Below are 4717 nucleotides of genomic sequence, written 5' to 3'. Positions count from 1 at the left end.
TGTGTAAGGCATGCCGCCAGCGTTCAATCTGAGCCAGGATCAAACTCTTCAGTTCAATACCTGTTACTGTTTTCGGTCTCTCTCGAGACCGGTCGCTCACTCAAAGCTGACAGGTTTCAGAATAAATCCAAAAACCTGACTTACTTTAGTGTGAGACTCTTGATACTTTTGCTGCTCCCGGTCATTCCGGAGAATGACCGGGCCGCCACCGCATCAAGCGCCCACACTTATCGGCTGTAAATTTTTAAAGATCGATCGCGAAAGCGCCGTTAAACATCGAACCACCCGGCGTTTCCTGCGTTGCTGCGTCAGCAGCAGAGAAACGAGATTATGAAGAATCCTTTTCGCTTCGTCAACCCCTTTTTTTCGCTCACCGCTTGAAAAAGCTGCCGACTCCTGCGCCCGCCGGTTTCCGCGGCGGCCCTCGCTGCCCTGACGTCGGAGACATCGAACTGCGAAGGGGGCGAATCTTATCGCCTCGATCGCGAGGCCGCAAGCCCTTTTCCACCGACTCAATTGAAATGAGGCGCTCTGCGCCTCTTTTCGCTGAGCGGCGTTCGCGCTCATGACTTCGGATCGTCCGTCGTCGGCGGGTCGAACAGCGCCTTGCACGGCGGCGATAGCTCATCGTAGTGCTGCTTCATGCACGCCTCGATCTTTTTCTTGTTCGGAATCGCTCTCGCGCAGAAGCGGAACGCATCGCCGCGGCAGGCATGTTCCTGCACGTTGCGCGATTCGCCGCTGCTCGCCATCGCGAAGGTCAGACCAGCCAGCAATGCGCCCGCTTTCATCATGCGATCGAACGGCTCCCTCATGGCGTTCTCCTCGTGATGCGTGGTGCGACGCGACCCTGCAAGGGCTATTCCCGGCACGCCGCTTGCAGCGCAGCCCTCACCTGCACGATGAGGCGCTGCTCCCAGGCAGCGGAACACCATGAACCCACCGATCATCCGGATCCTCGCGCTTTGCTCGGCGATTGTCATACCAGGCATCCCCCTGGCCGCGCATGCGGACGACAGCGCAAGCCCCTGCGCAGCGTTAAAGCGCATCGTCGCGGCGGCGCCGCAGGGTTTCGCGTCACTCAGTCCTGACGACGGACGCGCCGTCGCGCAACCCTATGGCGACGACGCGCAGTGCGAAACGAGCGGCGGGAGTTTTCAGTGCGTCTGGAGCGCGCGCGACGCAGGATCGGGGACGAACGTGCTCGAAGGGGTAGGCGCCGACATTGCCTCGTGCCTGCCCGACGCAACGCACGACGTGAACTCGCCCGGCCGCCAGCACTTCTATCTGGGGCAGCGCGGCAGCCGCACCGAGATCACCGCGCAGACCGATGGCTCGACGCGCGTGAAGCTGATCGTTTCGCGTCAATAGGCACGCCATCCGCTAAGCGCGTTCGCAACCGCGCAGCTCGAGACCGCCAAGAGCCCGGGGCCGCACGCCGCCGCGTCGCGCCCGCCGCAGCCCGCGTGGCGCCGTGCCGGCGACCGGTGAGCACGGTCTGCACGATCACCGCAGCGAGCAGGAATGCGCCGCTCGCCAGGTTCTGATAGTACGGGCTCAGCGTGCCGACCTGATTGATCACATTGTCGATGACGCCGAGCAGCAGCACGCCGGCCAGCGGTCCGGCCATCGTTCCCACGCCGCCCGTGAGCAAGACGCCGCCGATCACGGCTGCGGCGATCGATTGCAGTTCGTAGCCGGTCCCCGCCCCCGACAACCCCGAGTCCAGGTGCGACGCCAGCAGCGCCCCCGAGAGCCCGGCGAGGGCACCCGACAATCCATAGGCGAGTATCTTCACGCGCTCCACGCGCACGCCCAGCATGCGCGCCGCCTCTTCGTTGCCGCCGATCGCAAAGATCGCCGCGCCAAAGCGCGTGTGGTTGAGCAGCGCGCCGCCGAGCGCATAGACGACCACCAGCAGCCAGATGAGATTGTTGACGCCAAACACCGAGCCATTGGCCGTAGAACAAGATAAAACTGTCACCGTTGCGACAATAAATCTGTCACCCCGCGCCGGGCACCCGGCCCGGTGGCGGAGTGGCACTGGAATACGCCTATGGCAAGCACGTCGCCGCCACCTACGAACTTCCGGTATCGACCCTGAACTGCCTGTCGCCTGGTTCCGGCGCGTGACCGTCAAGCGACTAGGGAGCGGCCGTTCGGCATGACCCGCTTGAGTGCTGCTTTGATTTGCTCAACCAAGGTGCTTTCCATTATTTGCTCATCGTTTCAATTGACGCCATCGCCCTGGCGTCGTGTCCGCCCGTTCCCGGAAGGCACGGTAGAACGAGTTTGTATCCTGGTATCCTAAGAGCCAAGCCACTTCCTGGATTTCTAGAGCGGGGTCCGACAGCAGTTGCATGCCAAGCTCCTGACGAGCATCGCCGAGGAGCGCACGGTACGTCGTGCCTTCCGCTGTGATCCGACGCTGCAAAGTCCGTTCGCTCATGCCGAGTTCGCGACCGACACTGCCAATCTCGGGACGGCCGCTCGGCATAATCCGCTTGAGCACCGTTTTGATTTGCTCAACCAAGGTGCTTTCCGCCTCCAGTTCGCCCATCGCTTGCGCCAGCGCAGGCGCAAGCATATGCAAGAGCTCCGGGTTGTGATTGCTAAACGGGCGGTCAAGATCGGCGGCAGCGAGAGTTAGCCGGTTCTGTGCCGCGCCGAAACGGATCGGGCACTTGAAATAGGCGCCGTGAAAGTCCATAGCGGGGCGGGCCCGCTCGAACTCAACCGCGACGGGGGTTAGATTTTGACCCGTTCCACGCCGACCCAACTCAATCAGCATTGCAAAGCTGGCATCGACTGAGAGATCAGGCTCCGGCTCAGTGCCCGGCGGCCATTCGATCGTGATTGAGACCCGGCCGTTCGTCTCGTCGCAATGGAGCTTGTCGGGGCTGCAAAGCCGCTTGAATCGTATAACCCTCGCCAGACCATCACGATAATTTTCGGCGTAGGTAGCAGCGAGGAACGCAAGCTTATGCGTTGCGGTGCTGGTGTCACGGACCATCTTGATGCCGAAGCTTGCGTCACCTGACAGCGATTCGATGGCACGCCAGATTGCGAAAAGCTGAGCGGTGCTGATGCTCGCCGCTGCATCGTGGCGGAGCATGACGGGAAGACCAGCCGCCCTCAGGACCGCCTCAGAGCGCAGTCCTTGTAGCTCGACGGCTCGCCAGAAGGATTCTGGCACTTTGCAGCGGTCCCCACGAACACCTTTCATTGAGTTTCCCTTGGATGACGCCATGCGCAATTAAGGGCTTCGACTGCCTGGTCCACGCACATCAAAGAATCCTGGCGAACGCGAGGGAACCGTTCGCTGCGCCCGTGCAGGATAGAGGAGGCCTTCCGCTCAGCGAAGGATTTGATCGCAACTCTCGTCGGCAATCGCGCAATGGATCGCACTGTATTCGCGATTGGCGGACTCTGCAAGTCATCTGGCGTGTCAAGCGAATGCGACCATGCGGCCAATGTTTTATCTTTGACCCGTCATCCACGTAGCGGGCGGAATGTCCAGAGGAGAGTAATCATGCAGGCGAGAGAGCGTAACGAAGCGGAAGATCTGGTGCGGGGGAGTGGGACGTTGCCACTGACCTTTTACACCAACCCCAACTCCCGCGGCCGCATTGTCCACTGGATGCTCGAGGAGGTAGGGTGCGAGTACGAAACAGTTGTGCTCGATTACGAACGCTCCAGCGAGGCGGATCGATGGGGTGGCGCAGCGCTCGCGCGTTCGTACGGCATTCTCGACGACCGCAGTCGCTTTTTCACGGAAGTGAACCCGATGGGCAAGGTGCCGGCGATTGTGCATGACGGCCGGGTGGTAACCGAGAGTGCGGCAATCTGCGCGTACCTGGCCGAAACCTTCCCGGACGCGGGGCTGGCGCCCACTGCGGAGGAGCGGGCTGACTATTACCGGTGGATGTTTTTTGCGGCGGGACCGGTCGAGCAGGCTGTCACCAACCATCGAGCCGGATTCGTGCCGGCTGCGGAGCAGGAGTTCTTCTTCGGCCATGGCAGCTATGAGCGCACGGTCGACCAGCTCGAACGCGCAGTGCGTTCAAGCACTTTCATTGCCGGAGAGCGATTCACTGCTGCCGACGTCTACGTCGGATCGCATATTGGGTGGGGTCTGGGGCTTGAGACACTGCCCAAGCGTGACGCCTTTCTGGAGTATGTTGGCAGGGTTACACAGCGAGATGCCTTTCAAAGGGCTGCCGCCAAGGGTGAAGCGCTGCTGGCTCTTCCAGATAGCTCGCCCGTCTAGCCCTTATGCGCCGGGCCAAACTGACAGTGCACCACAGTGCGGGACTGCGGATTCGGCGCCGATAACTGCTGCCGAGGGTCTACCCGCCGCGCAACCGCCGTGCGCAGCTTACTGAGATCGCTGGCGGTGACCATCGCTGATCCAAGGATCGGGCCTTGGCGTGCAAGCTGTCGGTATTTGTCGGCGACGTGACGAACAGGCTGATGGCGCTACATTTCGCCCGGACGGCGTTGATCTCCAGCCTCCTGTTCGGTGCTCAAAGGATGCGAGCGCGCTCTTTGGCAAGTGGCTCTTTTGCGCAATCCTGCGGACGTTCAGTTGTAAGCGGTAGTTTTTCCTCACATAGATCCTGAGCTGAAAACAGCGCAGGATGTGTCCACGGTTTTTTAATGGACACACCCTTCATGGACGAGAACTGCGCAGATTTTTTGCCCTTGCGTGCGACCA

Annotated in this window: 7 protein-coding genes; 3 read left to right on the top strand and 4 right to left on the bottom strand. The window is 61.1% G+C overall.

The annotated features are described in order from the left end of the window. On the top strand, nt 1-240 hold a 240-nt coding region (locus tag AB4Y44_RS42000; protein WP_368702766.1), incomplete at its 5' end, for a hypothetical protein. A gap of 323 nt (nt 241-563) precedes the next feature. On the opposite strand, the gene AB4Y44_RS41995 is transcribed toward AB4Y44_RS42000, so the two are convergent. Then, nucleotides 564-950 carry a hypothetical protein gene (locus tag AB4Y44_RS41995; protein ID WP_342925307.1) on the bottom strand — a complete coding sequence of 129 codons (387 nt, stop codon included), beginning with the start codon at nt 948-950 and terminating at the stop codon, nt 564-566. Between AB4Y44_RS41995 and AB4Y44_RS41990 the strand changes: the two genes are divergently transcribed. Next, nucleotides 934-1371, top strand: coding sequence for a hypothetical protein (locus tag AB4Y44_RS41990; RefSeq protein ID WP_342925306.1), 438 nt, complete (start codon nt 934-936; stop codon nt 1369-1371). The genes AB4Y44_RS41995 and AB4Y44_RS41990 overlap by 17 nt on opposite strands. Here AB4Y44_RS41990 and AB4Y44_RS41985 read toward each other — a convergent pair. Next, complete coding sequence (locus AB4Y44_RS41985; RefSeq protein WP_368702765.1) at nt 1316-1984, bottom strand: ABC transporter permease; 669 nt, start codon at nt 1982-1984, stop codon at nt 1316-1318. The two genes, AB4Y44_RS41990 and AB4Y44_RS41985, sit on opposite strands and share 56 nt — an antisense overlap. 237 nt (nt 1985-2221) lie before the next feature. Next, complete coding sequence (locus AB4Y44_RS41980) at nt 2222-3226, bottom strand: AraC family transcriptional regulator (protein ID WP_368702764.1); 1005 nt, start codon at nt 3224-3226, stop codon at nt 2222-2224. A 306-nt stretch (nt 3227-3532) separates the two neighbouring features. Between AB4Y44_RS41980 and AB4Y44_RS41975 the strand changes: the two genes are divergently transcribed. After that, the gene (locus AB4Y44_RS41975) at nt 3533-4270 is read left to right on the top strand and encodes a glutathione S-transferase family protein (protein ID WP_368702763.1); all 738 of its coding nucleotides are present in this window, start codon (nt 3533-3535) and stop codon (nt 4268-4270) included. Between the two features lie 256 nt (nt 4271-4526). On the opposite strand, the gene AB4Y44_RS41970 is transcribed toward AB4Y44_RS41975, so the two are convergent. Next, a partial coding sequence (locus AB4Y44_RS41970; RefSeq protein WP_368702762.1) for a hypothetical protein occupies nt 4527-4717 on the bottom strand: 191 nt, incomplete at its 5' end.

Origin of the sequence: Paraburkholderia sp. BR10937, assembly GCF_040965695.1 — a bacterium.
GTDB lineage: Bacteria > Pseudomonadota > Gammaproteobacteria > Burkholderiales > Burkholderiaceae > Paraburkholderia.
This window is presented reverse-complemented; position numbering and strand designations above follow the sequence as displayed.

Coding starts and splice junctions, on each gene's coding strand:
- AB4Y44_RS41980 (WP_368702764.1), bottom strand. CDS start 3,226: ATGAAAGGTGTTCGTGGGGACCGCTGCAAAGTGCCAGAATCCTTCTGG.
- AB4Y44_RS41975 (WP_368702763.1), top strand. CDS start 3,533: ATGCAGGCGAGAGAGCGTAACGAAGCGGAAGATCTGGTGCGGGGGAGT.
- AB4Y44_RS41990 (WP_342925306.1), top strand. CDS start 934: ATGAACCCACCGATCATCCGGATCCTCGCGCTTTGCTCGGCGATTGTC.
- AB4Y44_RS41995 (WP_342925307.1), bottom strand. CDS start 950: ATGATCGGTGGGTTCATGGTGTTCCGCTGCCTGGGAGCAGCGCCTCAT.